General features: G+C 71.6%; 27 protein-coding genes. 10 read left to right on the top strand and 17 right to left on the bottom strand.

Going from position 1 to position 24,608, the window contains the following annotated elements:
• Positions 1 to 51: 51 nt before the first annotated feature.
• A complete protein-coding gene (locus LHA35_RS23900) occupies positions 52 to 1,125 on the top strand; it encodes an OmpA family protein (protein ID WP_226613242.1) in 1,074 nt (357 codons plus the stop codon).
• Positions 1,126 to 1,199: 74 nt separating this feature from the next.
• Here LHA35_RS23900 and LHA35_RS23895 read toward each other — a convergent pair whose 3' ends face one another.
• A complete protein-coding gene (locus tag LHA35_RS23895; protein ID WP_226613241.1) occupies positions 1,200 to 2,081 on the bottom strand; it encodes an S-methyl-5'-thioadenosine phosphorylase in 882 nt (293 codons plus the stop codon).
• A 413-nt stretch (positions 2,082 to 2,494) separates the two neighbouring features.
• Between LHA35_RS23895 and LHA35_RS23890 the strand changes: the two genes are divergently transcribed.
• On the top strand, positions 2,495 to 2,641 hold the full coding sequence (locus LHA35_RS23890; protein WP_226613240.1) for a hypothetical protein: 147 nt from the start codon (positions 2,495 to 2,497) through the stop codon (positions 2,639 to 2,641).
• A gap of 108 nt (positions 2,642 to 2,749) precedes the next feature.
• Here LHA35_RS23890 and LHA35_RS23885 read toward each other — a convergent pair whose 3' ends face one another.
• From LHA35_RS23885 to petA, 3 genes are read right to left on the bottom strand one after another with little or no spacing between them, the layout of a single operon-like run.
• Positions 2,750 to 3,544 (bottom strand): cytochrome c1, encoded by a 795-nt coding sequence (locus LHA35_RS23885; RefSeq protein WP_226613239.1) that lies wholly within the window; start codon positions 3,542 to 3,544, stop codon positions 2,750 to 2,752.
• Positions 3,544 to 4,815, bottom strand: a complete 1,272-nt coding sequence (locus tag LHA35_RS23880) for a cytochrome b (protein ID WP_226613238.1) — start codon at positions 4,813 to 4,815, stop codon at positions 3,544 to 3,546. Before LHA35_RS23880 ends, LHA35_RS23885 begins: the two co-directional genes overlap by 1 nt.
• Before the next feature lie 10 nt (positions 4,816 to 4,825).
• A complete protein-coding gene (gene petA / locus LHA35_RS23875) occupies positions 4,826 to 5,374 on the bottom strand; it encodes a ubiquinol-cytochrome c reductase iron-sulfur subunit (protein WP_226613237.1) in 549 nt (182 codons plus the stop codon).
• 207 nt (positions 5,375 to 5,581) lie between these two features.
• On the opposite strand from petA, the gene hemF reads away from it, so the two are divergent.
• The 4 genes from hemF to LHA35_RS23855 all read left to right on the top strand — a co-directional run bounded on the left by hemF (position 5,582) and on the right by LHA35_RS23855 (position 9,396).
• Complete coding sequence (gene hemF / locus LHA35_RS23870) at positions 5,582 to 6,496, top strand: oxygen-dependent coproporphyrinogen oxidase (RefSeq protein WP_226613236.1); 915 nt, start codon at positions 5,582 to 5,584, stop codon at positions 6,494 to 6,496.
• Positions 6,497 to 6,626: 130 nt separating this feature from the next.
• Complete coding sequence (locus LHA35_RS23865) at positions 6,627 to 7,604, top strand: NADPH:quinone reductase (RefSeq protein WP_226613235.1); 978 nt, start codon at positions 6,627 to 6,629, stop codon at positions 7,602 to 7,604.
• A gap of 142 nt (positions 7,605 to 7,746) precedes the next feature.
• Positions 7,747 to 8,079 carry an FKBP-type peptidyl-prolyl cis-trans isomerase gene (locus tag LHA35_RS23860; RefSeq protein WP_226613233.1) on the top strand — a complete coding sequence of 111 codons (333 nt, stop codon included), beginning with the start codon at positions 7,747 to 7,749 and terminating at the stop codon, positions 8,077 to 8,079.
• A 375-nt stretch (positions 8,080 to 8,454) separates the two neighbouring features.
• On the top strand, positions 8,455 to 9,396 hold the full coding sequence (locus tag LHA35_RS23855; RefSeq protein WP_226613231.1) for a Bug family tripartite tricarboxylate transporter substrate binding protein: 942 nt from the start codon (positions 8,455 to 8,457) through the stop codon (positions 9,394 to 9,396).
• 186 nt (positions 9,397 to 9,582) lie between these two features.
• On the opposite strand, the gene LHA35_RS23850 is transcribed toward LHA35_RS23855, so the two are convergent.
• From LHA35_RS23850 to LHA35_RS23805, 10 genes are all read right to left on the bottom strand, one after another.
• Positions 9,583 to 10,305, bottom strand: coding sequence for a tetratricopeptide repeat protein (locus LHA35_RS23850; protein ID WP_226613229.1), 723 nt, complete (start codon positions 10,303 to 10,305; stop codon positions 9,583 to 9,585).
• Positions 10,306 to 10,308: 3 nt separating this feature from the next.
• On the bottom strand, positions 10,309 to 11,235 hold the full coding sequence (locus tag LHA35_RS23845) for a type II secretion system F family protein (protein ID WP_226613228.1): 927 nt from the start codon (positions 11,233 to 11,235) through the stop codon (positions 10,309 to 10,311).
• A 3-nt stretch (positions 11,236 to 11,238) separates the two neighbouring features.
• A complete protein-coding gene (locus tag LHA35_RS23840) occupies positions 11,239 to 12,201 on the bottom strand; it encodes a type II secretion system F family protein (protein ID WP_226613226.1) in 963 nt (320 codons plus the stop codon).
• The gene (locus LHA35_RS23835; protein ID WP_226613224.1) at positions 12,198 to 13,559 is read right to left on the bottom strand and encodes a CpaF family protein; all 1,362 of its coding nucleotides are present in this window, start codon (positions 13,557 to 13,559) and stop codon (positions 12,198 to 12,200) included. The genes LHA35_RS23840 and LHA35_RS23835 overlap by 4 nt, the downstream gene beginning before the upstream one ends.
• The gene (locus LHA35_RS23830; RefSeq protein WP_226613222.1) at positions 13,556 to 14,782 is read right to left on the bottom strand and encodes an AAA family ATPase; all 1,227 of its coding nucleotides are present in this window, start codon (positions 14,780 to 14,782) and stop codon (positions 13,556 to 13,558) included. The genes LHA35_RS23835 and LHA35_RS23830 overlap by 4 nt, the downstream gene beginning before the upstream one ends.
• Positions 14,769 to 15,077, bottom strand: coding sequence for a hypothetical protein (locus LHA35_RS23825; protein WP_226613220.1), 309 nt, complete (start codon positions 15,075 to 15,077; stop codon positions 14,769 to 14,771). The genes LHA35_RS23830 and LHA35_RS23825 overlap by 14 nt, the downstream gene beginning before the upstream one ends.
• A gap of 8 nt (positions 15,078 to 15,085) precedes the next feature.
• Positions 15,086 to 16,597: a type II and III secretion system protein family protein gene (locus LHA35_RS23820; protein ID WP_226613219.1), complete on the bottom strand. Its 1,512-nt coding sequence runs from the start codon at positions 16,595 to 16,597 to the stop codon at positions 15,086 to 15,088.
• On the bottom strand, positions 16,594 to 17,454 hold the full coding sequence (gene cpaB / locus LHA35_RS23815; RefSeq protein ID WP_226613216.1) for a Flp pilus assembly protein CpaB: 861 nt from the start codon (positions 17,452 to 17,454) through the stop codon (positions 16,594 to 16,596). The genes LHA35_RS23820 and cpaB overlap by 4 nt, the downstream gene beginning before the upstream one ends.
• Positions 17,455 to 17,457: 3 nt before the next feature.
• Positions 17,458 to 17,964 carry an A24 family peptidase gene (locus LHA35_RS23810; RefSeq protein ID WP_226613215.1) on the bottom strand — a complete coding sequence of 169 codons (507 nt, stop codon included), beginning with the start codon at positions 17,962 to 17,964 and terminating at the stop codon, positions 17,458 to 17,460.
• Positions 17,965 to 18,055: 91 nt separating this feature from the next.
• Entirely contained in the window at positions 18,056 to 18,232 is a 177-nt protein-coding gene (locus LHA35_RS23805; protein ID WP_226613214.1) for a Flp family type IVb pilin, read from the bottom strand.
• A 389-nt stretch (positions 18,233 to 18,621) separates the two neighbouring features.
• On the opposite strand from LHA35_RS23805, the gene LHA35_RS23800 reads away from it, so the two are divergent.
• The 4 genes from LHA35_RS23800 (at position 18,622) to LHA35_RS28800 (ending at position 21,727) form a co-directional block, all read left to right on the top strand.
• Positions 18,622 to 19,989: a pilus assembly protein TadG-related protein gene (locus LHA35_RS23800; RefSeq protein ID WP_226613213.1), complete on the top strand. Its 1,368-nt coding sequence runs from the start codon at positions 18,622 to 18,624 to the stop codon at positions 19,987 to 19,989.
• A gap of 7 nt (positions 19,990 to 19,996) precedes the next feature.
• Entirely contained in the window at positions 19,997 to 20,413 is a 417-nt protein-coding gene (locus tag LHA35_RS23795) for a TadE family protein (RefSeq protein WP_226613212.1), read from the top strand.
• Positions 20,414 to 20,421: 8 nt separating this feature from the next.
• Positions 20,422 to 20,859: a TadE/TadG family type IV pilus assembly protein gene (locus LHA35_RS23790; RefSeq protein WP_226613211.1), complete on the top strand. Its 438-nt coding sequence runs from the start codon at positions 20,422 to 20,424 to the stop codon at positions 20,857 to 20,859.
• A gap of 112 nt (positions 20,860 to 20,971) precedes the next feature.
• Entirely contained in the window at positions 20,972 to 21,727 is a 756-nt protein-coding gene (locus LHA35_RS28800) for an SH3 domain-containing protein (RefSeq protein WP_264185762.1), read from the top strand.
• 73 nt (positions 21,728 to 21,800) lie between these two features.
• Here LHA35_RS28800 and LHA35_RS23780 read toward each other — a convergent pair whose 3' ends face one another.
• The 3 genes from LHA35_RS23780 to LHA35_RS23770 form a co-directional block, all read right to left on the bottom strand.
• Positions 21,801 to 22,286: a hypothetical protein gene (locus LHA35_RS23780; RefSeq protein WP_226613210.1), complete on the bottom strand. Its 486-nt coding sequence runs from the start codon at positions 22,284 to 22,286 to the stop codon at positions 21,801 to 21,803.
• Positions 22,283 to 22,813, bottom strand: a complete 531-nt coding sequence (locus LHA35_RS23775; RefSeq protein ID WP_226613199.1) for a hypothetical protein — start codon at positions 22,811 to 22,813, stop codon at positions 22,283 to 22,285. The genes LHA35_RS23780 and LHA35_RS23775 overlap by 4 nt, the downstream gene beginning before the upstream one ends.
• A 144-nt stretch (positions 22,814 to 22,957) precedes the next feature.
• Positions 22,958 to 24,487, bottom strand: coding sequence for a type IIL restriction-modification enzyme MmeI (locus LHA35_RS23770; protein WP_226613198.1), 1,530 nt, complete (start codon positions 24,485 to 24,487; stop codon positions 22,958 to 22,960).
• Positions 24,488 to 24,608 lie beyond the last annotated feature (121 nt).

Below are 24,608 nucleotides of genomic sequence, written 5' to 3'. Positions count from 1 at the left end.
CCTGTCCATCCCCGGGGCAGCCGGCACGCCCCATCCCCTCTGGAGTCGTCGATGCCCTTCCGCCGCGTTCTTCTGGCCGCAACCCTGCTGGCGGCGCCATGGGCCGCCGGGGCGCAGCCCGTGGAAGGCCTCTATCTCGGCGCGGGCGCCGGGCTGAACATCGTCCCCGAATCGGGCGACGGGGGCGTGCGGCTCGTCACGCGCGATGTCGGCGCGGCGGCGGTGCTCTCGCTGGGCTGGGGCTTCGGCAATGGCTGGCGGGCGGAGATCGAGGGGAATTACCGCACCGACGAACTCGACCGGATCTCGCTGAACGGCCAGCAGATCGGCGGCTCCGGCTATTACGACAAGTACGGCGTGATGGCGAACCTGCTGTTCGACTTCGACCTCAGCAGCTTCGGCCTCTCGCCCCGGAGCTACCAGCCCTATATCGGCTTCGGCGGCGGCTATGTCTGGAACGAGATCCGCAATGCGCGGCTCTCGATCGGCGGCAGCAATTACCGGATCGACGACACCGACGCGCAATTCGCCTACCAAGCCATCGTCGGCTCCGCCTTCGGGCTGGGCCGCCTCATGCCCGGCCTGTCGCTGACGGCGGAGTACCGCTTCCTCGGCACGCTCGACCCGAAATTCAGCATCAACCGCAGCAGCGGGCCGGCCGTGCCCGGCGTGCCCGGCAGCTTCGAACCGACCAACCACAACCATTCGGTCCTGCTCGGCCTGCGCTACAGCTTCAACCCGCCGCCGGCGCCCGCCGCGACGCAGGCGCCTGCGCCCGCCGCCGCGCCATCCCCGGCGCGGACCTATCTGGTCTTCTTCGACTGGGACCGCGCCGACCTGACCGACCGGGCGAAGCAGATCATCGCCGATGCCGCCGGTGCCGCCCGCCGGGTGCAGACCACCCGGATCGAGGTGGCGGGCCATGCCGACCGCTCCGGCACGGTGCAATACAACCAGCGCCTGTCGCAGCGCCGCGCCGAGGCGGTGGCGAACGAGCTGGTGCGGCAGGGCATCCAGCGCGAGGAGATCACCGTGACGGCCTTCGGCGAAACCAAGCCGCTGGTGCCGACCGCCGACGGGGTGCGGGAGATGCAGAACCGCCGCGTCGAGATCGTGCTGCGCTGAGAGGCAGGGCGGGGAGGGAGCGAACTCCCGCCCCGCACCCCCAGTCCTCCTGGTGGGCTGACGCCCGAGGCGCCCTACCGCAGCACCCGTCCGGCCACCGCATCGAGCTTCGCCAGCAGCGCCGGGTCGCGCATCTCGGGCGCCGTGATCAGCGCATGATCCAGCGCGCGGTCGCAGCCGGCGGGGCAGGGGCCGCGGGGCTTGCCCAGCTCCGGCACCACCGCCTTGACCAGGGCGCGGGCCTTGTCCGCATTGCCGAACAGCACCTTCACCACCTGGTCCACGGTGACGTGGTCATGGTCCGGGTGCCAGCAATCGAAATCCGTCACCATGGCGACGGTCGCGTAGCAGAGCTCCGCCTCCCGGGCGAGCTTGGCCTCCGGCATGTTGGTCATGCCGATGACGTGGCAGCCCCATTGCCGGTAGAGCTCGCTCTCGGCCTTGGTGGAGAATTGCGGGCCCTCCATCACCAGATAGGTCCCGCCGCGGGTGACGGGCAGGCCGAGGCCGCGGGCCGCGCCCTCCAGCGCATCGCCGATCCGCGGGCAGACCGGATGGGCGACCGAGACATGCGCGACGCAGCCGGTGCCGAAGAAGCTCTTCACCCGGGCGAAGCTGCGGTCGATGAACTGGTCGACGATGACGAAATGGCCGGGCGGCAGGTCCTCCCGCAAGGAGCCGACGGCCGAGAGGGAGATGACATCGGTGCAGCCGGCGCGCTTCAGCGCATCGATATTGGCGCGGTAGTTCAGCTCGGAAGGCGGGGTCGGGTGGCCGCGGCCATGGCGCGGCAGGAAGACGCAGCGCACGCCGGCCAGACGGCCGAAGAGCAGCGCGTCCGAGGGCTCGCCCCAGGGCGTCTCCACCCGGCGCCACTCGCGCTCCTCGAGCCCGTCGATGTCATAGAGGCCGGAACCGCCGATCAGGCCGATGACGGGGGTGGCGCGGTCGGACATGGCGGCTCCTGCGGGCTGGATGGGCTGGCCTTCTAGAGCAGATCGCAGGAGGTCGTGAACGACCGGATGCGTGAATCAGCTCGAAAGACAAAGGGCTAAAGCGGATGGGCGTTCAGATACGAACGCCCATCCGCTGTAGAGCAGATCGCGGGAGGCCGTGAACGCCCGGGAGCGTGAATCTGCCCGAAACGCGGAGAGCACCGGCGGATCGCGGAGGTGCGTGGCCTGCCCCACAAGCAAGGACCTGCATGGGATCGGTGGTCCACCCTGACCTCCCCGGGGCCGGCGGAAAGGCGGCGCGGGTGGCCAGCGGGTGGCGCGACCCCGGATGAGCGGATGCCGGGGCGCTACGGGACTGGCATCATCGCGAGCGAGTCGCGCGCGAAGCGGGACTGCTGCAAGGAGAACTGCCTTTGACCCGAATGCTCAGCCTGGCCGTGGTTCTGGTGGCCCCGCTGCTTGGCGCCTGCGAAAGGACGCCGGCGCCGATGGTAGACCGCTCAATCGAGCGCGGCACCGCCCTGCCGCCGCCCGGCCTGGCCGAGGCGCCCCGCCGGTAGCGCCCGCCCGAAATTGGCCAAGGCCGCCTGGGGGCGGCCTTGGTCGGGGAGCAAGAGGGGCAAGCCCCCAGTCGCGCCGGGCAGGCTGGCTGCCCGGCGCGCTGGCGTTCAGTGCACGTCGGCCCAGACCTTGCGCTTCACGGCATAGACGAGGCCACCGAGGATCGTGAGGAAGAGCACGATCTTCACGCCCATCGCCTTGCGCTGCTCCAGCTCTGGCTCGGCCGCCCAGGCGAGGAACTGCGTCACGTCGCGGGCAAGCTGCTCCACGCTGGCCTGGGTGCCGTCATGGAACTCCACCTGGCCTTCGTTCAGCGGCGCCGCCATGGCGATCTGATGGCCGGCGAAGTACTTATTGTAGTGCATCCCCTCCATCAGCGTGACGTCGGCGGGCGGGTCCTCGTAGCCGGTCAGCAGGGCGTAGAGATAGGCCGCGCCGTTCTCCCGCGCCTTGACGATGACCGAGAGGTCCGGCGGATAGGCGCCGTTATTCGCCGCACGCGCCGCCTTCTCATTGGCAAAGGGCTTGCGGAAGCGGTCGGAGGGACGCCCCGGCCGCTCGAACATCTGGCCCTCGTCATTCGGGCCGTCCACGATCTGCACCGTGGCCGCGATCCCCCGCACCTCGGCATCCGACAGCCCGATCTCCCGCAGGTTGCGGTAGGAGAGCTGGTGCATGGCGTGGCAGTTCGCGCAGACCTCTTGGTAGACCTGGAAGCCGCGCTGGGCCGAGGCCCGGTCGAAATGCCCGAAGATGCCGTTGAAGGAAAAGCGGACATCCGGAAGCTTGACCGCCTCGCCCGCCGCCAGGGCGGGCGCCGGGGCCAGGGCCGCGCCCGCCGCGAGGCCGAGCGCGACCGCGAGGGCCTTCAGGCTGAACGTCATGTCGAACCCCTTGGGCATCACGCCTTCTCCATGGGCTTGCCGACCGCGCCGGCCGGCAGGGGGCCGCCGCCGCGGAGCACGGGGCGCGCGATGCTCTCCGGCAGCGGCAGCGGCCGTTCCAGACGGCCGAGCAGCGGCAGGATCACGAGGAAGTAGAGGAAGTAGTAGGCCGTCGCCACGCGGCTGATGGTGACGTAGGGCTCCTCGGCCGGCATGCCGCCGCAGTAGAGCAGCACGAAGAAGGAGACCAGCCAGGTGAACAGGAAGGGCCGCGCCAGCGGGCGGAAGCGCATGGAGCGCACCGGGCTGGTGTCGAGCCAGGGCAGGACGAAGAGGATGGCGATGGAGGCGAACATCAGCACCACGCCGCCCAGCTTGTCCGGCACCGCGCGCAGGATGGCGTAGAAGGGCAGGAAGTACCATTCCGGCACGATATGCGCCGGCGTCACCAGCGGGTTGGCCGGGATGTAGTTGTCCGGGTGCCCGAGCATGTTCGGGAAGAAGAACACCAGGATGGCGAAGAAGGCGAAATAGGCCACCAAGCCGACGCTGTCCTTCGCGGTGTAGTAGGGGTGGAAGGGCAGGGTGTCCTGCGGCCCCTTCGGATCGATGCCCAGCGGGTTGTTGGAACCCGTGATGTGCAGCGCGGCGACGTGCAGGAAGACGACGCCGAAGATCACGAAGGGCAGCAGGTAGTGCAGGCTGAAGAAGCGGTTGAGCGTCGGGTTGTCCACGCTGAAGCCGCCCCACAGCCACACCACGATGTCCTGGCCGATCAGGGGCAGGGCGCTGAACAGGTTGGTGATGACGGTGGCGCCCCAGAAGGACATCTGGCCCCAGGGCAGCACGTAGCCCATGAAGGCGGTGGCCATCATCAGCAGGAAGATGACGACGCCCAGCATCCACAGCAGTTCGCGCGGCGCCTTGTAGGACCCGTAGTACAGGCCGCGCCAGATATGGATGTAGACGACGATGAAGAACATGCTGGCGCCGTTGGCGTGCACGTAACGCAGCAGCCAGCCGTAGTTCACGTCACGCATGATGCGCTCGACGCTGTCGAACGCGTAATGCACATGCGCGGTGTAGTGCATGGACAGGAAGATGCCCGTCACGATCATGATCAACAGGTTGACCATGGCGAGGGCGCCGAAATTCCAGAAGTAGTTGAAGTTCCGGGGCGTCGGGAACGTCCCGTACTCCTTCTGCATCATGGTGACGACGGGAAGCCGTGCGTCGATCCAGCGCAGGACGGGGTTCGAGACCTCGCTCTTGTGCAGTCCGCTTGCCATTGCCTGCTCCTCAGCCGACCCGGATCTGCGTGTCGGAGGTGAAGGTGTAGTCGGGCACCAACAGGTTGGTGGGCGCCGGCCCCTTCCGGATGCGGCCCGAGGTGTCGTAATGGCTGCCGTGGCAGGGGCAGAACCACCCGCCGAATTCGCCACGCGGATCGGTCGGCTTCTGGCCGAGCGGAACGCAGCCCAGGTGGGTGCAGACGCCGACCAGGACGAGCCAGTTGTCCTTCTTGACGCGCGCCTGGTCCGGCTGCGGATCCGGAAGCTGGGAGACGGGGACCGCGCGGGCCTCCTGGATCTCCTGCGGGGTGCGGTTCCGCACGAAGACCGGCTTGCCGCGCCACATCACCGTCACGGCGGAGCCCACCGCGATCGGCGAGAGGTCCACCTCGGTGCTGGCCAGCGCAAGCACGTCCCGCGCCGGGTTCATCGAGCTGATGAAGGGCCAGGCCATCGCGCCGACGCCCACGGCGGCGAAGGATGCCGTCACCAATTGCAGGAAGTCGCGCCGGGTTTCGCCGTCCTGCGGCGCCGCCTGCGCCATACTATCGGCCATGCCTCATCGTCCTTGATCGCGGCCACGCCCGCGTCCCGGGCGGGACCGGCGGGGGCCGAATGCGATTGGCGCCGCGGGGGCCGGGAAGCTCCGGGCACGGCCGGACCTGCGCTACCCCTACGCGCCGCGCCGCATATAAAGGGAGGCTGAGCGGGGTGGCAATCCGCCGCAAGCGCAATAGAACCCATGCGGAGCAGGAGCGAAACCGTGACCGAGGCCCCCCATGCCAGCCCCTCCGCCGCCGCGGGACCGGCGGACCACCCCTTCGCGGCCCGGGCGCGCGCCTGGTTCGAGAGCCTGCGCGACCAGATCTGCACGGCCTTCGAGGCGATCGAGGACGAGCTGGCCGCGGGGCCGCATGCCGCCCTGCCACCGGGGCGGTTCGAGCGGCGGCCCTGGCAGCGGCCGGAGGGCGGCGGCGGCGTGATGGGGCTGATGCGCGGCCGCGTCTTCGAGAAGGTGGGGGTGAACGTCTCCACCGTCTTCGGCGAGTTCTCCCCGGAATTCCGCCGGCAGATCCCGGGGGCGGAGGCGGATCCGCGCTTCTTCGCGACGGGCATCTCCCTGGTGGCCCATATGCGCAGCCCGCGGGTGCCGGCGGCGCATTTCAACACCCGCTTCCTGGTGACGACCAAGCCCTGGTTCGGCGGCGGCGGCGACATCACCCCGATGCCGCTGGACGCCCCGGAGTCCAGGGAGGACGCCGCCCGCTTCCACGCCGCCTTCCAGGCCGCCTGCGAGAAGCACGACCCGGGCTACTATCCGAGGTTCAGGCAGTGGTGCGACGAGTATTTCTTCCTGCCGCACCGGGGGGAGACGCGGGGCCTCGGCGGCATCTTCTTCGACTGGCTGGGCGACCGCACCCCGGGCCATGGCATCGAGGCCGACTTCGCCTTCGTGCAGGATGTCGGCCGCGCCTTCCGGGACATCTACCCGGCCATCATCCGCGACCGGATGCACGAGCCCTGGACCGAGGCGGAGCGGGAGCACCAGCTCATCCGCCGCGGCCGCTATGTGGAGTTCAACCTGCTGCATGACCGTGGGACGCTCTTCGGCCTGCGCACCGGTGGGAATGTGGACGCCATCCTGATGTCCATGCCGCCCGAGGCGAAATGGCCCTGAGGCGGGCCGGGCAACCCTGGCACTGGCGATGGAGGCACGGGAACCCCGCGCCCCTCTGCCGGGGCTGACCTGGGGGAGGGCGGGCCCCGATCCCTCGCCGGCGATGAGATCCACTGGAGGAGACAAGCACATGAAAGCCGTCTGGTACGACCGCAATGGCGGGTCCGAGGTCCTGACCCATGGCGACCTGCCCACGCCCACCCCCGGCCCCGGCGAGGTGCTGGTCCGCCTGGCCACCTCCGGCGTGAACCCCTCGGACTGGAAGACCCGCCGCGGCCTTTCCCGGCCCATGGCCTTCCCCCGCGTCGTCCCGCACAGCGACGGTGCCGGCACCATCGAGGCGGTGGGGGAGGGCGTGGACCGCGCCCGCATCGGGGAGCGCGTCTGGATCTGGAACGGCCAGTGGAAGCGCGCCTTCGGCACCGCCGCCGAATACATCGCCCTGCCGGCGATCCAGGCCGTCCCGCTGCCCGAGAACACCTCCTTGGAGGCGGGCGCCTGCCTCGGCATCCCGGCGCTGACGGCGCTGCATGCCGTGCTGACCGATGGCGGCGTGACCGGCCAGACCGTGCTGGTCACCGGCGGCGCCGGCTCGGTCGGGCATTACGCCATCCAGTTCGCCCGGCTGCTCGGCGCCGCGCGCATCATCACGACCATCAGTTCGGAGGAAAAGGCGGCGCATGCCCTCGCGGCCGGGGCGGACGAGACCATCAATTACCGGACCGAGGACGTGGCCGGGCGCGTCGCGGCGCTGACCGGCGGGGCCGGGGTGCAGCGGGTGGTGGATGTGGACCTCTCCGGCACCGCGCCGCTGCTGCCGAGTCTCCTGGCGCCGGGCGGGCTCTGCGCCGCCTATGGCTCGAACGGCACCGAGGCCACGGTCCAGTTCGGCCCCGCCATCATGAAGGGCCTCGCGATCCGCTGGTTCATCGTCTACGAGCTGAATGCGGCCCAGCGCGCCCTGGCGGTCGATACGCTGCAGGCCTGGCTGCGGGCCGGCCTGGTGAAGCACGCCATCGCCGCCCGGGTGCCGCTCGCGCAATGTGCCGCGGCGCATGATGCGGTGGAGGCGGGCCGCACCATCGGCAACCTGGTGCTGGACTGCTGAGGCCGGAACCGGTGGGGCGGCGCCGCATTCTGGCCCCAGCCGGGCCCGGCTGCCCCGCCGGCCGGGCCGGGCGATCCGCCCCGGCCCATGGCGCCGGCCGCCATCCCGTGCTTGATCCAGGCTGCAACCGAAGGCGAAACCGATGAGCGAATTGAAGCCGGGCACCGGCGATACCGCAGCCCCCGGCCACATGGTGACCGTCCATTACACGGGCTGGCTGCACGACCCGGCCGCGCCCGAGGGCAAGGGGCGGAAATTCGACAGCTCGCGTGACCGCGGCGACCCCTTCCAGTTCGAGCTGGGCGCCGGCCATGTCATCGCCGGCTGGGATCGCGGCGTGGCCGGCATGAAGGTCGGCGGCCAGCGCCGCCTGACCATCCCGCCGGAGCTCGGCTATGGCGCCCGTGGCGCCGGCGGCGTCATCCCGCCCAATGCCACGCTGGTCTTCGACGTGGAACTGCTGGCGGTGGAGTGATACTGCCCCCGCAGGCATGCCGACGCATGTCTGCGGCCTCGGGCGCCGCCTCTGCCGGCATGGCGACTCGCCACCCGGCGCGGGCCGCCTGCGCAGCCTCGGCCGCCTCCGGCGGCTGCAGGTCAGGCTTGCTGCGGGCTGGCATCACCCGGTGGGGGCGATGCGCGAGCCCGGCTGACCCTTCCCCGCGCGCCGGGGGGAGCAACCGCGGCAGGCATCGCGGCCGGGGCGGCTGGCGCAACCGCCTCTCCGTCCTGGTCCTGCCCGCCTGGCCGGCCGTGCTACCGCCGTGGCACCGGCGGATGCTAAGCTAGGCGCAACGAATGACGGGAGGGACATCCTTTGCTGCACCGCCGCGCCCTGCTTGCGACACCCATGCTTGCCGCCCTGCCCCTGTCGGGCCGGGCCCAGGGAAACTGGCCGGACCGGCCGGTGCGCGTCCTCGTCGGCTTCCCGCCGGGCGGCTCGCTCGATGTCATGACGCGGCTGGCGGCCGAGCAGATGTCGCAGCGTCTCGGCCAGCCCTTCGTGGTGGAGACGCGCACCGGCGCCTCCGGCAATATCGGCGCGGAGGCGCTCGCCCGCGCCACGCCGGATGGCTACACGATCGGCACGGTGAGCATGCACAACCTGCTGATCAACCCGCACCTCTTCAGACGGCTCCCCTACGATCCCGACCGGGACTTCGCCTGGATCAGCGCCATGTGGGACCTGCCCAACGTCGCGGTGGTCCCGGCGCAGCACGTCCCGGCGCGGACGCTGCAGGAGTTCATCGCCTGGGCGAAGGCACGGCCGGGTGGGGTCAGCTTCGGCTCCTCCGGCGTCGGCACCACCATCCATCTCTCCGGCGCCTACCTGGCCGGAAGGGCGGGATTCGAGGCGCAGCATGTGAGCTATCGCGGCGCCGCCCAGACCATCCCGGCGCTGCTCGCGGGCGACATCCAGTATGCGGTGGACAATCTCGCCTCCTATGTCGGCGTGATCCAGGAAGGCCGGATGCGGGCGCTTGCCGTCGCGCTGCCGCAGCGCTGGCCGGCGCTGCCGGACGTGCCGACCATGGCGGAGGCCGGCCTGCCCGGCTTCGAGGTCTCGCCCTGGCACATGTGGGCGGCGCCGCGCGGCACGCCGCAGGCGGTGATCGACCGGCTCTCGGCCGAGGTGCGGGCGGCCTGGACCGATCCGGCGCTGCAGCAGCGCGCCATCGCGATGGGTGCCCGGTTGACCGGCTCCACGCCCGACGGGCTGGCGACGCGGCTGGCCCGGGAGAAGCCGATCTGGGCGGAGATGGTGAAGGTCAGCGGCGCGCAGCCGGAATAGGACATGGGCCCGCGGGCGGAGGCGCGCTCCTCCCCCGCAACAAGGCGGACCGTTCGCATGCCGCCGTTGCCGCCCGGCAGCCGCGCGCAACCTGTGCGGCGGCTGCGCGCCGGGGGCTGCGATCATGCCGGCCCCCTCAGGCGGGCCGGCATGGAATGCGCCCGCAGCGTCCGCCCCGGCCACCCTCTACTGCAACGCCGCCAGCAACTGGCTCATCTGCTCGCCACGCAGCCCCGGCCGCTCCGCCGGCTGCTCCCCGGTGGTGGCCCGCGCGATCGCCAGGTTGTTCGCGACCCGCGGCGGCGCATCGGCGCGCCGGGCCAGCGGTTCCAGGATCGGCAGCGCCTCCTGCGGCATGCCCGCCAGGATGAAGGACATGGCCAGGTTGTTGGCGACCGAGATGTCGTCCGGCGCCAGGGCACGCGCCTGCCGGTAGCTCTGCTGCGCCTCCCCATGGCGGCCGAGCATGTCGAGCGCCACGCCCCGGCCGTTCAGCGCGGACACATCGCGCGGCGCGCCCGCGAGCACGTTCTCGAAGGCCTGCAGCGCCTCCGCCGTATTGCCGCTGAGCAGGGCGATGCGGCCCTGCTCCCGCAGCAGGGCGGCATCGCGGGGATGGCGGGCGAGGGCGCGGCCGAGGACGGACTGCGCATCGCCGACCAGGCCGGCGCGGAGCAGGAGGCCCGCATGCCGCGCCTGCAGCGCCGCATCGCCCGGATTCGCCGTGGCCGCGGCGCTGACGATGTTGAGCGCGACATCCGGCTGCCCGGCGGCCTCGGCGACCGCGGCGAGGCGAAGCTGCGACTGTGGCCGGTCACCCGCGACCGGTGTTCCGCCGCAGGCGGCGAGGCCGAGCAGCCCGAGGCCAAGCAGGCCGGAGCGCAGGCACGAACTGGCAGGAATGGGCATGTGTCAGCCTCCGAGGCCGTTGGACAGGACGATGATCGATGGCCCGACCAGCACGATGAACAGGCAGGGCATGATGAAGACGATCAGCGGCCCGACCATCATGGCGGGCAGCTTGGCGGCGCGCGCCTCCAGCCGCAGCATCCGGTCGCGCCGCAACTCGCCCGCCAGGACGCGGAGCGCCTGCCCGAGCGGCGTGCCGTACTGCATGGCCTGGCTGAGCGTGGATGTCAGGCGCCGCATCTGGTCCGTCGAGGCACGCTCGGCCAGGCGCTCCAGCGCGAGGCGCCGGTCGGACAGCATCCGCAGCTCATGCGTCAGGGTTGCGAATTCCAGGCCGATCGCGGGGCTGGAGTGCCGCATCTCGCGCGCCACCCGATCGACCATGGAGTCGAGGCCGAGGCCGGCCTCGGAGCAGACGACCATGAGGTCGAGCGCCTCGGTCAGGCCGCGCTGCATCTGCTGCGCATAGGATTTGCGCACCGCATTGAGGACGTAGTTCGGCAGCAGCATGCCGCCGGCGAAGGCCCCGAGCGCCATGATGAGGGCATGGCCGCTGCCCGTCATGGTCGCGCCGGCATAGACGGCCGGTGGCAGCAGCAGCATCAGCAGCAGTTTGGCGCCGATGAAGGCCGCGATCGCGCGGCTCTCCTTGATTCCTGCGGCAGCGGCGCTGCGCGCCAGGACCTGGGCATCGCTCTCCGAGAGGAAGGCGCCGCTGCGGACGGCGCGGCCGGCGGAGCGGATGGCCTGGGTGAGCCGCGGATCCGGCGCCGCCCCGGCCGGGTTCGCCCCCTGCCCGAGAATGTTGTCGGCGATCCGTGCCGAGACGCGCCGCAGCCAGACCCCGCGCGCCAGCAGGATGCCGGCCACGAGCAGGAGGAGCAGGGCGATGCCGAGCGAGGTGATCGCCAGGCCTGTGTCGGGAGCCATGGCTCAATCCTTGGCCGCAGAGCGCAGCATCGCGCGAATGATCAGCACGCCGATCAGCAAGGCCGCGACCCCGCCGAGCAGCATCTTCCGGCCCTGCGGTTCCTGGACCATGGGGGTGAGATGGCCGGGAACGAGCACCGCGATCGCCGCGCCGCAGACCAGCGGCAGGGCGATCAGGATCTTGGCGGAGAGGCGCGCCTCGGCGGTCAGCGCCAGGATCTTGCCGCGCATCCCGACCCGCTGGCGGGTGATCTCGGCGAGGTTCTCCAGCGCCTCGCCGAGATTGCCGCCGGTCTGTGCCTGCAGCGCGATGACGACGGCAAGGAATTTGTACTCCGCCAGCCGGGTCCGCTCGGCCAGGGCCAGCAGCGCCTGGTCGAGCGCGGTGCCGATCGCGAGATGGCTGACCGCCCGGTCGAACTCCTCCCGCGTCGGCGAGGGCATCTCGCGGGCCACGGTGCGCAGCGCCTCGCTCACCGGCAGGCCGGCCCGCACGGCGCGCAGGACGAAGCTGATCGCATCCGGCACCTGCAGGAAGAGAGCGTCACGGTGGCGGTCGGCCTCCAGCCGGAACAGCCCATAGGTGACGAGGAGGCCGACTGCGCCGCCACCGGCGATGCCGATCAGCGGATCCATCAGCCAGGCGATCGCCCAGGCGGCGACCAGCCCGGCGCCGAGCGCCGCGAGGAGCACCAGGGGCAGGGAGAAGGCGTGGCTGGGGGGCAGGTGCGGCGAGCGGCCGAGCAGGCGCAGGATCCGCTGCCGCAGCGCGAGCTGCGACGGCGCGAGCGGCGCCAGGGCGAGGAGCTGCGCGCCCTGGCCGGGCATCTCCGCCGCCCCGGCGGTGACCAGCGCGAGGCGCGCCTGCAGCCTTTCCCGCAACCCGCCGCGCAGCACGAGGACGGCGCCCGCCAGCGAGAGGGAGGCGAGCAGCGTGCAAAGGGCGAGTAGGGCGTCCCGGCTCATCGCGACAGCCCCGCGGTGGCTTCCAGCCAGGCGCCGAGCAGGCCGAAATACTCCAGCCGGTCGACGAAGCTCGGCCGCGCGCCGGAGGTCTCCCAGCGGCCCTGGATCTTGCCGTCAGACCCTTCCCCGACATACTGGAAGGTGAAGAGGTCATTCGTCGTGATGATGTCGCCTTCCATCCCGCAGACCTCCGTCACATGCGTCACGCGGCGCTGGCCGTCGCGCATGCGCTGGGCCTGCACGATCAGGTCGATCGCGCTTGCCACCTGCAGGCGGATCGCGCGCAGCGGCAGGTTCACGGTGCCCATCTGGACCATGTTCTCCACGCGGGTGAGCGCGTCGCGTGGGGTGTTGGCATGGATGGTGCAGATCGAGCCGTCATGGCCGGTGTTCATGGCCTGCAGCATGTCGAAGGCCTCGGCGCCGCGGACCTCGCCGACGATGATGCGATCGGGGCGCATGCGCAGGGCGTTGCGCAGCAGGTCGCGCTGGGTGATCTCGCCGCGGCCTTCGAGATTGGCCGGGCGCGTCTCGAGGGAGACGACATGCGGCTGCTGCAGCTGCAACTCGGCCGCGTCCTCGATGGTGACCACCCGCTCCCCGTGGTCGATCCACTGGCTGATGGCGTTCATCAGCGTGGTCTTGCCGGAGCCCGTGCCGCCCGAGATCAGGATGTTCAGCCGGCAGCGCCCGGCGATCTCCAGGATCCGCGCCATCGGCGGGGACATGGCGCCAGTCGCCACCAACCGCTCCAGGTTGAAGGGCCGCCGGCCGAATTTGCGGATCGACATGCAGGCGCCGTTCAGCGCGAGCGGCGGGAAGACGATGTTGACACGGCTGCCATCCGGCAGGCGGCAATCCACCAGCGGGCTCGATTCATCCACCCGGCGGCCCACCGCCGCGGCGATCTTCTGCGCGATGCTGTTGAGGTGCTGGTCGTTGCGGAAGCGCGTGTCGGTGCGGGCCAGCGTCCCGCGCCGCTCCACGAAGACGCAGTCCGGGCCGTTCACCATGATGTCCGACACCAGATCATCCTGCAGCAGCGGATCGAGCGGCCCATAACCCGCCATGTCACGCGTCAGCTCCTCGGCCATCAGGACCTGCTCGCGCGCCGTGAGCTGCAGCCGCTCCCGCTCCGCCACCTCGTGCACCAGCTGGGTCAGCTGCTGCTGCAGGACCTCCACCGGCAGTGTGGCGGCGATATTGGGGTCGATGCGCTCCATCACCTCGGCCCGCAGCCGCTCCTGCATCGCCGAGGCGTCGGAATCGGCGGCGGCCTCAGGGGCCGGGCGCCGCGAGGTCGTGCCGGGCTCGGGCGCCAGCTCGACGACGGTCGGCCTGCGGCCGAAGCGCTTCATCGCGCCCACCGCCCGAGAATGCGGCCGAGCAGGCCGTTGCCCACGGCCTGCCGGGTACCGTTGACCTCCTGCGCCAGCGGGGCGAGGGCGCGGCGGAGGGGCGCGCAGCCGCGCACGGCGGGCTGCCCCAGATCGGCAGCGCGCGGCAGGTGCCGCGGCAGGTGCGGGATGGTGATGTCGGGCGCGGCGCCGAGCGCCTGCAGGACCATCGCCGTCTCGAGGCTGCCCGGCGCGCCCGCCCCGTTCTGCACGAGCAGGATCGGACCGTCGCCTGCGGATTTCGCCGTCAGCATGGCCCGCGCCGCCGCGGCGTCGCGCAGGCCGGCGACATCCGGCCGGAAGACCAGCACCCGGTGCCGCGCGACCTCGAGCACCGCGCGCTCCACCGGTCCTGGCGGCCAGGGCAGATCGACGATGACCAGGTTGAAGCGGTTGCGCAGGATCTCCAGCAGGCGCAGCGCGCCGGCGGCCTTGGGCGCGGGGTCGGCCTCCGGCGGCTCGTCGGCCGAGAGCAGCCGGAGCCGGTCGCCGATCGGCACCGCCGCACGCTCAACGAAAAGCGGGTCCACCCGGTCCGGATCCTCCAGCACGACCCGCAGGCCCGCGGTGGAGCGTACCCCGAGCATCATGGCGGCGCTGCCGCCCCGCAGGTGCAGGTCGAGCAGTGCCACATGGCTGCGGGTGCTGTCGGCCAGCAGCACGGCGAGGTTCACCGCGACCGTGGTGGCGCCGGTGCCGCCCCGCACCCCGCAGACCGCGACGACGCGGTTGCCGCGCTGCGCGGCTTCCTCCCGCTGGCCGGTGATGTGCGGGCCGAAGAGCCGGGCGACGTTGTCGCGCGTCAGCGGCTTGAACAGGTATTCGGCAATGCCGAATTCATGCTGGATTTCCCTGTAGAAGCCGATGTCGCTGCGGTCGCCCACCGCCAGCACGGTGACGTCCGGGGTGCAGACCGCTGAGAGCCGGTCGAGGAGCTCGGAGGGGTTCTCCTCCCCCGACAGGTCCACCACCAGGATGTGCGGCGTCGGCTCCCGCTCCAGCGCGGCGATGGCGGTGCGGATGGTGCCGCGCCGGACGGTGATTGCGCCCGTCCTGCCGGACAGGCCGGTGCGGAAGGTGGTCTCGCTCTCCTCATCGCAGAGGAAGGCGAGCACCGGCAGGCGCTCCCCCGTGCTGGCACCGGGCGCGGTCGCCGGTGCCATCATGCCGTCAGCGGCCGGCATCGCTGCCTCCGTTCCCGGGATTGACGTTGACCTGCAGCGCCTGGTTCTGGCTGGAGGGCAGGGGGCGGCGCCGGTCAGCGAGCAGCCGGTCGATGGGTTGCGCCCCTGCCGCGCCGCGGCTGGTGGAACTGCCCTGGCCGGCCTGCAGGTGCAGCGGCTCGACCACCATGGACCGCAGATTGGCATCGTTGTGCCCGGCCGGCTGCCAGGTGCCGGGGCGCTCGAAGGGGTCGGCCGCGCAGCCCACAAGGAGAAGCGTCAGCACCGGCGCGAGGGGGAAGAGGGTCCGCTGCATGTCGTGCCTCAGTTCAGGATGAAGCCGGCATTCACCGGCGCGATGGGCGTGGCCGGCCGGCTGCCGCGCGCGATCTGGCGGTTGTAGAGAAGCCGGTCGAGATCGGTGGCCGGGCGGAAGCCCTCGCTCGGGCCGGAGAGCGCGCGCGGGTCGGAGACGGGGCGGACGAGATAGGGCGTCACGATGATGACCAGCTCCGATTCCGCCCGGCGGAAGCGTTCGGAGCGGAAGAGCCCGCCGAGCACCGGCACTTCGCCGATGCCGGCGACGCCGTTCCCGACCTGGGTGGTCGATCGCTGCAGCAGGCCGGCGATGGCGAAGCTCTGGCCGCTGCCGACCTCGACCGTCGTCTCGGCCCGCCGGACCGCCAGCGCCGGGATGCGCACGGTGCCGCTCGCCAGCGGCACGACGATGGCGCCGTTCTGAGACAGCTCGCTCACCTCGGGCCGCACCCGCAGGTTCATGCGGTCCGGCCCGAGCACGGTGGGAACGAAGGAGAGGCCGACGCCGAACTGCTTGAACTGGATGCTCACCTGGCCCGAGATCGTCGCCTGGACCGGGATGGGGAATTCGCCGCCCGCGAGGAAGCTTGCGGACTCGCCGGATTGCGCGGTCAGGTTCGGCTCGGCGAGGATGGTGATGAGCTGGTCCTCGGCCAGCGCATCCACGATGGCGTTCACATCGGCATTGGCGGTGCGGTAGGCGGCGCCCAGCAGCGCGGGCGCGGCCAGGGCGCCGCCGGACAGGCCGCCGAGGACGGCGCTGGCGATGCTGTCCGCGCCGGGACCGCTGCGCAGGCCGAGCACGAAATTGCCGCTGCGGCCCAGCGCCTGCCAGTTGAAGCCGAGATTGCGCGTCACCTCGCGGGAGATCTCCAGCACCCGCACCCGCAGATTGACCTGCACGCTGGAGAGCACCTCCATCTGATTCTGGATGACCTGGTTCTCGTCCAGGAAGCCGCGGGCGATCGCCTCGACGCGCTGGGAATCCGCGGCGGAGGGCACCGGGCCGGTCAGGATCACGCCGCCGGGCGTGGTGCGCACCTGCACCTGGCTGGCACCCGGCACGACCTGCCGGATGGCGCCCTGCACCGTGGCCGCCGGGATGGCGCGCGGCGCGGCGGGCGCGCCGCCGGGCGCCGCGGCGGCCGGGCTGCCTTCCGCGCGGCCGCCACGCACGGTGACGTCGTACTGCACCACCGGCGTGCCGTCGTCGCTGGTCGCGATCACCGTGGTGCGCCCGGCGCCGACACCGACGAGGAACAGCGAGGTCGGGGAGGCCGGCTGCACCCGGGCGATGCGGGGATCCGCGGCCAGCACCGTCGCCGCGGGCCGCGGCAGTTGCAGCAGCCGACCGGCGCCGCTCTCCAGCAGGATCGGGTAGGTCGGGGCGGCGAGCGCCGCCTGCGGGGCGGCTTGGCCCGGCTGCGGACCGGGCGCCGGCTGCATGGGCTGCGCCAGGGCCGGCAGCGTGGCGAGGCTGGCCGCCAGCACCGCCGTGGTCAGGGTTGTGCGGTTCATCGGAAGGTCACCTCGTTCAGGTCGCTGCCCTGGATGACGCGGATGCGGGTTCCGGCCCCGGCATCCGTGCGGGAGAGGGCCGGCGAGACATCGGCGCCGAAGACGGAGCTGTTCGCCGGCGCGGCCGGGGTGGTGTCGAGATCGATGGGCCGCACCGTCAGGGCGAGGCGGCCGAGCCGCTCGGCCACGGCGACGCGCTCGGCCTGGGCGGTCGTCACCTCGAGCGTCACGGTGCGGGCGACGTTGCGCGGGCCGGAGCCGGTCGGCGAGGCCGAGGTGCCGGTGGCGCCCTGGGTGATCTCCTGGTCCACGGCGATGACGCGGACATTGGTCAGCACCGTCTCGCCCACCACGCGGCGCGCGAGCGGCGTGGTGCTGGCGTCCAGCTCCTGCGTCAGGATCAGGTCCACCTGGTCGCCGGGCCAGATCAGCCCCGCGGTGCCGGTGATGGCATCGACGCCGACCGCGATCGCCCGCATGGAGGGGCGCAGCACCGCGGCGAGGAAGCCGCGGTCGCGCGGCCGCAGGACATCGTCGCGGTCCAGGGCCGCGCCTGCCTCGATATAGCGGCGGAGCAGCGCGCCACGCATCTCGGCCCGCGCCGTGTCGCTGTGCAGCACGGCGCCGGGCGGAACAAGGCCCGGCTCCATCTCGCGCGTCTGCAGGTCCTCATCCTTGAGGAGCGTGCCGGGCTGCAGCGGGCGGGCGGCGACCAGCACGGCGGTGCGGACCGCAGGCGGGGCAGCGGCCGGCGCGGCGGTGACGATCATCGGCGGCTGCGCGGCGCGCCAGGCCACGAGGGCGAAGCCCGCCGAGAGCAGCACCAGGGCAGTGGCGAAGACCGAGCGGAGCACCATGGCTCAACCTCCCAGCGGCTGGAGATGGACGAAGGCGGCGCCGATCGCGATGGCGACGCCGTAGGGCAGGGGGCCCTTGCGGCGCACCCGGCGGTGCTCGACCGCGAGGATGCGCCGGAGCAGGCCGGCCGAGGGCCGCAGCGGGGCGGGCCGCGGCAGCAGCGCGGCGCCGAGCAGGTAGCCGGCCGCCAGCACGCCGCCGGCCAGCGCGGTGAGGATCAGGAAATGGCCAGTGGCGAGCGGCGGGAGGCCAAGCGCGATGGCCGCGGCCAGCTTGACGTCGCCGCCGCCGATCGCGCCGCGGGCATGCGCCCAGGCGAGCAGGAGGAACAGCGCAGCGGCGGTGGCGAGCGAGGCGAGGAGCGCATCCAGGCCCTCGGCGGCGCGAAGGCCGATGCCGAGCGCCGCGATGCAGAGAGTCGCCTGGTCCGGGATGAGGCGGGCCGCGACGTCGCGCCATGCGGCGACGGCGAGCGGGACGAGTGTGAGGGTCGCGAGCAAGCCCGCCATGGGTCACCCTGCGCGATGTGGGATAGTCGGGAAAAGACCGGGACGCAGAAAAAGCGGGCGCGGCGATGGAAGCGCCGCGCCCGTTGGTGCTTCAGAAGGTGAGGCCGCTCAGCTTGCCATCGACGGAGCTATAGAGAGCCTGGAAACCCGCCAGCAGGCTGACGGCGGCAACGCCCGCGATGATCGCGTATTCGAGGGCAGTGACGCCGTCACGGTTCTTCAGCGTGCCCTGCACCAGGACCTTCAGCGTCTTCAGAGTGTCGAACATCTTGTCCTATCTCCGTCTTCTGGTTGAGACGATGGCCGCCGGCCGGTATTGGCCCGCGCGGGTCTCGCCAGGTTCCAGCCGCCTGTGGCGCTGTGCCCTGCCGAAACGTTAACGAGGCGGGTTACGAACCAGAATTTGCGTTTGCATGAGGGAGACATTCTCTCCATTGGTTTATCGCGAGCTTTCGCGGGGCTGTTTTCGCCTGAAAGTAGAAATTCCACAGGGAAGTCTATAATAAACCACCGGTTTTCCCATTTTGTTGCGATCTCGGGCGAGTGACCCCGGCGCATCCGTCAGCTCGGATAGTATGCCGGAAATCTTGCCAATAACGGGAAACGGAAATGAGAGTATTCGCCAAAACGGCGATCCACCATCGCCGGACCTGCAACATGCCCCTGCCCGCCCGATCGGGACGCGCGGCGGCCTGCCTTCGGGACCGGCGCGGCGCGGTCGCGGTGGTAGTGGCCATCGCCGGCAGTTCGCTGGTCGGGATGGCCGCCCTGGCCACCGATGCCGGCAGCTGGTACCTCGCGCGGCGGAACGCACAGAACGCGGCCGATGCCGCCGCTCTCGGCGCCGTCCGCGTGCTGGCCGACAGCCGGAGCAGCGGCAGCGCAACGACGGCGGGCCAGACCGTCGCCGGCCTCAACGGATTCTCGCATGGCGTCAACCAGGCCACCGTCGCCATCACCCAGGTGGCGGGCGCGGCGCCGCGCATGCGTGTCGAGATCAGCCAGCCCCAGCCGCTGATGCTGGCCCGCGTGGTGCTGGATACGCCGAAGGTGGTGCGCGCCTTCGCGGAAGCGGAGGCGCTGTCACCGCCAGGCGGCGGGGCCTGCGCGATGACCATGAACGGCGCCATGAGCTTCGGCGGCAACAGCGTCATCTCGGCCCCGAGCTGTGCCTTGACCTCCAACGCCGCCGGCAACGGCTTCCAGTTCGGCTCCGGCCAGTCCCAGGGCGGCAGCTCCTTCTCGGCCAATGCCTGGTCGCTGGTCTCGACCGGCGGCAGCACCTCCTTCGTCCCGGCGCTGGAAAGCGGCAAGCTGCAGCTCACCGGGCCGCAGCCGGCCTTCTTCCAGAAGCCGATCGCGAATCCCTATGCCGCGCTCGACAACTACACGCCGCAGACGAACAGCCAGCTCGCCAGCCTCGCCGCGTCCTCGACCTGCAATGCGTTCAAGGAGACGCGCAGCGGGCCCGACATCCTGAACGGGGCATCGAGCACGACCCCCTTCTGCAGCACCTCGCTCACCTCCAGCGGTGCGAAGATCGTGCTGACGCCCGGCACCTACTTCATCCAGGGCCAGCTCAACAGCAATCCCGGCACCAGCATTACCTGCACCGGCTGCGACCCCACGACGGGCAGGGGCGTGACGCTCGTCATGGTCGGGCGCACCCAGGGCAGCCGCTGGACGCCGGGCACGGTGGACCTGAAGGGCGATATCCGACTCAACGCGCCACGCACCAACAATGTGAATCCGAACCTGAACGGCGTCGTGCTCTACGCGCCGGGTGGTGGCGACATCTCCATCACCGCCAACAGCACCACCAGCCTGGCGGGTGCCGTGGTCGCCCCGGCCTCGGCCATGACCCTGAACGGGAATGCGGCCGCCGCGAACACCCCGATCTCCGACTGCACGGTGTTCATCACCGGATCGCTGCAACTGCAGGGCACGGCGGGCTTCGATCTCTCGGGCTGCAGCCGCTACGGCACCAGCATCCCGCAGGTGCAGATCGTCCGGCTGGTGGAGTAGCCGGCGCATGCTGCAAACCCTCCTCCACCGGCTGCCGCGCCTCCTGCGGCAGCGGCACGGCGTGGCGGCGCTGGAATTCGCCATCGCGGCACCGGTTCTGATCCTGCTGCTGATGGCGGTCATCGATTTCGGCCGCGCCATCGACCAGAGCATCCGGCTGGAAACCGCGGCCCGCGCCGGCGCGCAATACGGCCTGGTCTACCCGGACGACACCGCCGGCATCAGCGCCCGCATCGGCGCGGCGCTGTCGGGCTGGAGCGACTGGAACGCGCAGATCGGCCTGACCTGCGAATGCGCCTCGCCCGGGGCCTGCACCACGGGCTGCGAGCAGCTTCTCACCGTCGGCGTCACCCGCCCCTTCACCGCGGCCTTCTTCCTTCGCGTCACGACCCTGCGGGGCAATGTGACGATCCGGGTGTCCTAGCCATGGCCATGCGATGGACAGGCGGCTCCCTCCTGCCCGGTCTCCGCTGCACCTGGCGCGACCGATCCGGCAGCACCGCGGTGGAATGGGCCTTCTGCGCGCTCGCCCTCTTCGCGGTGCTTCTTTGCACCATGGAGCTTGGCCGCTATTACGTCATGGCGCAATCGCTCCGCACGCTCGTGGGCGAGGTGGCCCGCGGCGCGGTCGTGGATACCGCCCTCGGCAACGGCGCCGAGGACTGCGCGACGCCGAAGACCCGCTTCGCCGCGCGCACCCCGATGATCAACACCGCTGAACTGACGATCTGCGTGCAGCGCGTGCGCGCCAGCAGCCAGGTGACGATCTCGGTGCGCGGGAGCCATCCCTTCACCTTCGCCAATCCCTTCATGCGGGGCTGGGTGAGGCCGCTCTCGGAGTCCACGCAGTACTCCTTCCCCGGTGCCTGACGATCCGGCGGCGGGCGGCCCGCGCCATGGCGGCGGGGGCGATGGGAGGGCCCTGGACCGGCAGGCACCGCCCATGGCAACAGCGCCGGCTTTTCCGGGAAAGGGAGTCGTGATGCGCAAGGCGATGGTGGCACTGCTGGCGCTGGCGGCCTGTGACGATCCGCCGAAGGCCCCGCCGCAGACCGAGGCGCCGCCCGTCGGCTTCGCCGCAGCCCGCCAGGCCGCCGAGGAGCAGGTGCGCGCCCGGCTGCGCATGACGGGCGAGATGCAACTGCGCGCGGTGCAGGTGCACCGCCAGCAATTGCCGGACAGCCTGGCGGTCTGCGGTCAGGTGAACCCGACCGGCGCGGCGGTCGACCCCTTTATCCCCTGGGTTGCGGTGGTGACGCTGAAGGAAGGCCAGCCGGCCCGCACGGACCTCACCCTCGGTGCCTCGAATGCCGAGGCCACGCGGGTCTTCATCGAGATGCTGGACCGCTGCTTCGAGGGCGGCGGCCCCGCCACCACCCGCCCGCAGGCGCCGCGCGCCTTGCCGCCCTTGCCGCTGGAAGCCGGGCTGGCACGGCCGGCCGCGCCCGCGCCCGCGCCCGCCGTACCGCCGGCAGGTCCCGGCCCGGCGCCCATGCCCGCGGCCCCGCCCCCGGCCCCCATGCCGGCCGCGCCCCCGGCGGCGGGCGGCCGGATCGTCACCACCACCCCGGCGCATCCGGTCAATATCCGCGCCCAGCCGGGCGGCGGCGGGCCGGTGGTGCGCATCCTCCCGCGGGCCTCCCAGCTTCGGGTCTTCGGGGAGGCGCCGGGCGGCTGGCTGGAGGTGGGAGAGGACCAGCCCTTCGGCTGGGTGCACGGCTCGATGCTGGAGCGTTGAGGGCGGGCGGCGGGCTGTGGCAGCGGCCGCGCCAGGGCGCGAGGCCGGCCCGCGGGAAGGCCCGCCGCCCGATCTACTGCAGGCTGCCCCAGCGCTCGGTCGCCGGCTCCGCCGCGGCCCAGCGCCAGCCGGTGGCGTCGCGGCAGAGGCTGGTGACGAACCACTCCTGCCGGGCCTCCGCCGCCTTGCCGCTCTCGACCGAGAAGGCGACCTCCCGGCACTCGGCGAGCGGCGTGGCGACTTCGCGCAGCACCCGCACCTCGCCGCCCTTGTCGCCGAAGGGGAGGCTGCGGCGCACCTGCCAGGGCCGTGCCTCGCCCACCGGCGCCGCGCCGGCGACCTCGGCCACGGCTTCCTGCTCCGTGCGGTGCCAGCGACGGGTCACGCGGCGGAAGCCCCAATCGGCCACCGCCCGCGTGCCGACACCCACAGCGACGCCGACCGCCGGATTGCCCGAGCCCACCGCCGCCACCGTGCCGCTCGCGGCGCCGACCAGGTCACCGAAGGAGGAACACCCCCCGAGCATCCCGAGCGCGAGCGCCAGCACCGGAAGCCTCACTGCAGGGATCCCCAGCGCTCGGTCGCCGGCTCGGCCGAGGCCCATTTCCAGCGCTCCCCGTCGCGGCAGATGGCCGCGAGGTAGAAGGCGCGCCGCAGCGCCTCCCCGCTGCCGTTCTCGACGGAGAAGACGATCTCCTTGCACTCCAGCGGGCCGCTGCTGATGGTGCGGCTGACCGCGACCTGGCCGCGCTCGTTCGGCTCGACCGGGATGGTGTGGCTGGTCGCCCAGGCGGCGGTGCCGCCCACCGGCAGCGGCCCGGCCGTGGCGGCGATGTGGTCCTGCGCCGCCTGGTGCGTCTTGCGCTGCGCATATTGCAGCCCGGCGCGGCCGAGCGCCTGCACCCCGAGGCCGATGCCGGTGGTTATCGCCGCATCGGCGCCGACCGCGTCGGAGATGCTGGCGCCGCCGATGCCGGCGAGCGTCGAGGTGGTTTCGGTGAGCAGCGCCTGGCAGCCGGGGAGAAGCAGCAGCAGGGCCGGGAACGCCGCGCGCAGGCGCAACGGGGAGGGATGGGGACGCGGCATCGCGGGCGGCAACGCAGCCGCTCTGCCGCGGTTCAGTGCCGGGGAGGGCTTTGCCCTCCCGTCGGCGGCAGTGCCGCCAACCCACCCACCAGGCCGGGTTGGGCGCATGCGGCCAATGGCCCGGACCGGTGTGGGTTGGCAGGCTCAGGCGGCACGGCGGCGGCGGGCGGCGGGGCGGCGGGGCGGGGCGGCATCCAGCGGCGCGGCCTGGCCCTGGTAGCGGGCGAAGAGGAAGGCGAGGCGCGCCGCCTCGGTCGGCCAGCCGCGCGGCTGGCCATAGGCGGCATCCACCGCGCGGTCGTTGGCGGCGTGCGCCGCGGCGAGGTCGGGTGGCATGGCGATGGGGTCGTAGAGATCGGCCAGCGTCGCGCCGGGGTGGTTGGCGCGGGCATCGAGGATGGCCTGGGCGGTGGCCTCGATGGCTGCGCGCTGGGCGGGGGTGGGGTCGGGCCAGGGGAAGGTGTTGTAGACGGACGGGGCGTATCGGTAGCGGCTCTCCAATCGCCCAGCAACAGCACGCATCCAATCCATATGCATGGTGCTGGTCAGCACGCCAAAGTGGTAGTAGGTACCACCTTCGATAGTCAGTAGTAGGTTGCTGGCCACCGTTTCAGCCTGCAGGAATGCCATCGGGATGAAGCGGCGGTTCTCCGAAGACACTTCGGGAACCGCGATGTATTCGCCGGCAGGCTGTCGGTCCTGCGTAAACAGGGTTGGCACTTCCGCGGATTTCCGGAATTCAAGCGTCGGGCTCTTCAGCCTGACCTCGCGCACCTTGCGCACACGTTCGGCGACGAGCGGCATGCCACGAAGCGCCTGTGGTGGAATGCCACGTAGCCAAAGGCAGAAGCGCTTCGTGCCGTTGATAAGCTCGGAACTGCCGAGGAACGGCCTGATCCAGGCCGTCGCCGCCGGCTCCGCTGCAATCAGGGCGGTTCTTTCCTCGTCGGTGAGGATGAGGTGGCCACCATCCACCGGTTTGCTCCCTTGCAGGATACGCGGCATTCCCGGCGGCGGCCTGGTCCGCGACGGCAGCAGCACATCCGGCGCGTCGAGCAAATACGGATTGATGTTCTCCGCCGCCACCGCCTGCGGCTCACCACGGATGTCGATGTAGTCGTACAGCACCCGGCGCGCCGGCTCCCGCAGCAGGAAGCCGATGATGACGCAATGCACCGCCGCCCGGCCGCGCGCCTCGCTGGTCCATTGGAAGGTGCGGTGCGCGAAGCGGATGCGCAGGCCACGCGGCAGCAACTCGCCCCAGAGCGTCCCCACCTGCTCGCCCTGGGTGATCGAGTTGGTGGAGACGAAACAGGACTCCGCGCGCGGGTCGGCGACCATCCAGTCCACCGCCTTGCGGTACCAGCAAGTCACGTAGTCCAGCCGGTTGACCTTGCCCTCCCGGCCCCAGACCCGGTGCATGTCGGCCTGTTGTTCCGCGCTGCGGTACTGGTGGCCGATGAAGGGCGGGTTCCCCACGCAATACACATCCGGCCCCGGCTTCACGAAACCCGCCCAGTCCTCCCGCAGCGCATTGCCGGGCAGGATGTTCGGCGCCGTGGTCAGCGGCAGGCGCATGCGCAGCGTGCCGAATTCCTCGGACAACTCCATGTTCATCTGGTGGTCGGTCAGCCACAGCGCCACCTGGGCGATCTGCGCCGGCCAGTCCTCCACCTGAGCTACGCGGGAAACTGGGTGACGGCCAGCCGATCAGGCGGCGGTCTGTGCTGGCGTCTCCTTGACCTCGACGCCATTGCGGAACCTGACACCCTGGATGACCTTCGGCAACTGGTTC

Source organism: Roseicella aerolata (assembly GCF_020523605.1).
GTDB lineage: Bacteria > Pseudomonadota > Alphaproteobacteria > Acetobacterales > Acetobacteraceae > Paracraurococcus > Paracraurococcus aerolatus.
Note: the sequence above shows the minus strand (reverse complement) of the source record. Positions and strands in the feature narration are given on the sequence as shown.

Excerpts from the sequence above, each read along its gene's own strand:
- LHA35_RS23830 (WP_226613222.1), bottom strand. The coding sequence starts at position 14,782 with ATGCCGGCCGCTGACGGCATGATGGCACCGGCGACCGCGCCCGGTGCC.
- LHA35_RS28800 (WP_264185762.1), top strand. The coding sequence starts at position 20,972 with ATGCGCAAGGCGATGGTGGCACTGCTGGCGCTGGCGGCCTGTGACGAT.
- LHA35_RS23775 (WP_226613199.1), bottom strand. The coding sequence starts at position 22,813 with ATGCCGCGTCCCCATCCCTCCCCGTTGCGCCTGCGCGCGGCGTTCCCG.
- LHA35_RS23860 (WP_226613233.1), top strand. The coding sequence starts at position 7,747 with ATGAGCGAATTGAAGCCGGGCACCGGCGATACCGCAGCCCCCGGCCAC.
- LHA35_RS23825 (WP_226613220.1), bottom strand. The coding sequence starts at position 15,077 with ATGCAGCGGACCCTCTTCCCCCTCGCGCCGGTGCTGACGCTTCTCCTT.
- LHA35_RS23820 (WP_226613219.1), bottom strand. The coding sequence starts at position 16,597 with ATGAACCGCACAACCCTGACCACGGCGGTGCTGGCGGCCAGCCTCGCC.
- LHA35_RS23795 (WP_226613212.1), top strand. The coding sequence starts at position 19,997 with ATGCTGCAAACCCTCCTCCACCGGCTGCCGCGCCTCCTGCGGCAGCGG.
- LHA35_RS23805 (WP_226613214.1), bottom strand. The coding sequence starts at position 18,232 with ATGTTCGACACTCTGAAGACGCTGAAGGTCCTGGTGCAGGGCACGCTG.
- LHA35_RS23895 (WP_226613241.1), bottom strand. The coding sequence starts at position 2,081 with ATGTCCGACCGCGCCACCCCCGTCATCGGCCTGATCGGCGGTTCCGGC.
- LHA35_RS23790 (WP_226613211.1), top strand. The coding sequence starts at position 20,422 with ATGCGATGGACAGGCGGCTCCCTCCTGCCCGGTCTCCGCTGCACCTGG.
- LHA35_RS23855 (WP_226613231.1), top strand. The coding sequence starts at position 8,455 with ATGCTTGCCGCCCTGCCCCTGTCGGGCCGGGCCCAGGGAAACTGGCCG.
- LHA35_RS23900 (WP_226613242.1), top strand. The coding sequence starts at position 52 with ATGCCCTTCCGCCGCGTTCTTCTGGCCGCAACCCTGCTGGCGGCGCCA.
- LHA35_RS23840 (WP_226613226.1), bottom strand. The coding sequence starts at position 12,201 with ATGAGCCGGGACGCCCTACTCGCCCTTTGCACGCTGCTCGCCTCCCTC.
- LHA35_RS23880 (WP_226613238.1), bottom strand. The coding sequence starts at position 4,815 with ATGGCAAGCGGACTGCACAAGAGCGAGGTCTCGAACCCCGTCCTGCGC.
- LHA35_RS23850 (WP_226613229.1), bottom strand. The coding sequence starts at position 10,305 with ATGCCCATTCCTGCCAGTTCGTGCCTGCGCTCCGGCCTGCTTGGCCTC.
- LHA35_RS23885 (WP_226613239.1), bottom strand. The coding sequence starts at position 3,544 with ATGCCCAAGGGGTTCGACATGACGTTCAGCCTGAAGGCCCTCGCGGTC.
- petA (WP_226613237.1), bottom strand. The coding sequence starts at position 5,374 with ATGGCCGATAGTATGGCGCAGGCGGCGCCGCAGGACGGCGAAACCCGG.
- cpaB (WP_226613216.1), bottom strand. The coding sequence starts at position 17,454 with ATGGTGCTCCGCTCGGTCTTCGCCACTGCCCTGGTGCTGCTCTCGGCG.
- LHA35_RS23845 (WP_226613228.1), bottom strand. The coding sequence starts at position 11,235 with ATGGCTCCCGACACAGGCCTGGCGATCACCTCGCTCGGCATCGCCCTG.
- LHA35_RS23835 (WP_226613224.1), bottom strand. The coding sequence starts at position 13,559 with ATGAAGCGCTTCGGCCGCAGGCCGACCGTCGTCGAGCTGGCGCCCGAG.
- LHA35_RS23865 (WP_226613235.1), top strand. The coding sequence starts at position 6,627 with ATGAAAGCCGTCTGGTACGACCGCAATGGCGGGTCCGAGGTCCTGACC.
- LHA35_RS23800 (WP_226613213.1), top strand. The coding sequence starts at position 18,622 with ATGCCCCTGCCCGCCCGATCGGGACGCGCGGCGGCCTGCCTTCGGGAC.
- LHA35_RS23810 (WP_226613215.1), bottom strand. The coding sequence starts at position 17,964 with ATGGCGGGCTTGCTCGCGACCCTCACACTCGTCCCGCTCGCCGTCGCC.